This is a genomic window from Streptomyces sp. NPDC059900, assembly GCF_050270335.1.
GTDB lineage: Bacteria > Actinomycetota > Actinomycetes > Streptomycetales > Streptomycetaceae > Streptomyces.
On the sequence record NZ_JBNNJZ010000920.1, the window covers coordinates 1 to 2,153 of the forward strand.

General features: G+C 71.2%; 2 protein-coding genes and 1 pseudogene. All 3 read left to right on the forward strand.

Features of this window, described 5'->3' with window-relative positions; genetic code table 11:
* Window positions 1–736, forward strand: a 736-nt coding sequence (locus ACQKIP_RS45685) for an extracellular solute-binding protein (protein ID WP_427745698.1), incomplete at its 5' end; no start/stop codon positions are given.
* Window positions 736–1,695, forward strand: coding sequence for a carbohydrate ABC transporter permease (locus ACQKIP_RS45690; protein WP_365853891.1), 960 nt, complete (start codon window positions 736–738; stop codon window positions 1,693–1,695). The genes ACQKIP_RS45685 and ACQKIP_RS45690, both read left to right, overlap by 1 nt.
* Window positions 1,692–2,153, forward strand: a pseudogene (locus ACQKIP_RS45695) (carbohydrate ABC transporter permease); the annotation flags it as partial. The gene ACQKIP_RS45690 and the pseudogene ACQKIP_RS45695, both read left to right, overlap by 4 nt.

The following is a 2,153-nucleotide window of genomic DNA, read 5'->3' on the forward strand; positions in this document are numbered from 1 at the left end:
CGGCTATGTCGGCCGCGGGCAGCGCAGCGGCGCGGTGTCCCAGTGGTCCAGCTTCCTGTACTCGTACGGCGGCGACTTCCTCGTCGGCGGCAAGTCCGGTATCGGCAGCCGCGAGGCGCTGGCCGCCTACGAGTACTACGGCGGGCTGCTCGGCCGGGCGGGGCCGCCGGGAGCGACCAACATGAGCCTGGAACAGGCCATGCCGATCTTCGCGCAGGGCAAGGCGGCGTTCTACATAGACGCCGACGCCGTCTACAGCAGCTTCCTCGACCCGAAGGTCGCGACCAAGGGCGTGCGCGAGACGGTGGGCTTCGCGCCCTTCCCCGCGGGCCCGGCCGGCGCCAGGCCGCACAACATCCCCTCCTGGAGCCTGGGCATCAACAAGTTCTCCCTCCTGCGCGACGACGCCTGGGAGTTCATCAGGTGGGCCGGGGGACCGGACATGTCCGCCGCCCTCCAGTCCGACGGCATTCCCGGCGCCCGCAGCTCCGTGTGGGACGACCCGCGGACCCTGGCCGCCTTCCCCAAGGACCTCGCCGAGTCGATGCGGATCAACGCCGAACGCGGTCTGGGCTACGACCGGCCGCGGGTCCTCCAGGTGGGCCGGGCCAGGGACATCGTCGGCCGCCCGCTGGTCGCGTCGATCCTCGGCGAGTCCGTGGCGCCCGTCATGCGCGACGCCGACGCGGAGTTCGCCGATTTCCTCGTCCGCGACAACCGCCACAAGGAGTCCTGATGGCCGCCACCGAGGTCTCCCCGGCCCGCGCCCACACCCCGCCCCCCGCACCCGGCAAACGCACCCGGCCGCCGCGCACCTTCGAGCAGGCCAACCGGCGCCTGAAGTGGACGATGCTCGCCCCGGCCCTGCTCTTCGTCGGCCTGATGATCGTTTTCCCGCTGGCCTTCACGCTCGACCTGAGCCTGACCGACGCCTTCGGCGCGGTGAACGCCGACAAGCGCCACATCGGACTGCGGAACTTCACCGACGCGCTCGGCGACGCCCGCCGCTTCTGGCCCGCCGCGCGCCGCACCCTCGTCTTCACCGTCGGCGCCGTGGTCCTTGAGACCGTCCTCGGCCTCGCGCTCGCGATGCTCATGCGCAAGCCGTTCCGCGGCATGCGCCTGGTGCGCACCGTCCTGATCATCCCGCTGCTCGCCACCCCCGTGGCGATCGGCGTCCTGTGGCTGCTGATCCTCGATCCCACCAACGGCATCGCCAACCACCTGCTGGAGGGCATCGGCCTGCCCCGCCAGGAGTTCCTCGGCTCGGTGAGCCAGTCGCTGCCGATGCTGATGCTCATCGACGTATGGCAGTGGACGCCGATGATGACGCTGCTCCTGCTCGCGGGCCTGACCACGCTGCCCGAGGAGCCCGAGGAAGCCGCCCTGGTCGACGGGGCCAACGCCTGGCAGCGCTTCCGCTACGTCATCCTGCCGATGCTCGGCCCCACCCTCGCCACGGCCCTGGTCCTGCGCGCGGTCGACGCGCTGAAGACCTTCGACATCCTCTACGCCACCAAGGGCGCGGGCGGCGGCTCCGACTTCGAGGCCGAGACCCTCAACGTCTACGCCTACGGCCTGACCTTCGACTACCAGGAGTACGGCCTGGCCGCCGCCGTCCTGGTCCTGTTCACGCTGTTCATCATCGGTGTCGTGGTCCTGCTGCGCCGCCGCGGCGGAAGGAAGACCGCATGAGTGCCACCGCCACCCCTGCCGCCCGGCAGCCCCTCGCACCCGCCGCGCGCGGGCGGCGGGTGCGAGGCTGGCTGCGCGGAGCGGCCATCACCCTGGTCACCCTGGTCTTCGCGCTGCCCCTGGTGTGGATGTTCGCCGCCGCGTTCAAGACCAACGTGCAGGTCACCGACCCCAGCGTGGGCCTGTGGTTCACGCCCACCCTGGACAACTTCCGCAGCATCGTGGAGGCCGGGCAGATCGTGCGCTCCATGGGCAACTCCCTGCTCGTGGGTGTGGTGTCCACGGCCCTGTCCGCCGTCATCGCGGTGCCCGCCGCGTGGGCCGTGGGCCGGTTCGGGATGCACCGCACCGGCTCGCTGATCCTCGTCGCCCGCATCGTGCCCGCGATCTCGCTGCTCGTGCCCTGGTACTACCTGTTCGCGCAGATGGGGCTCGTCGGCTCCTACACCGTCCTGGTG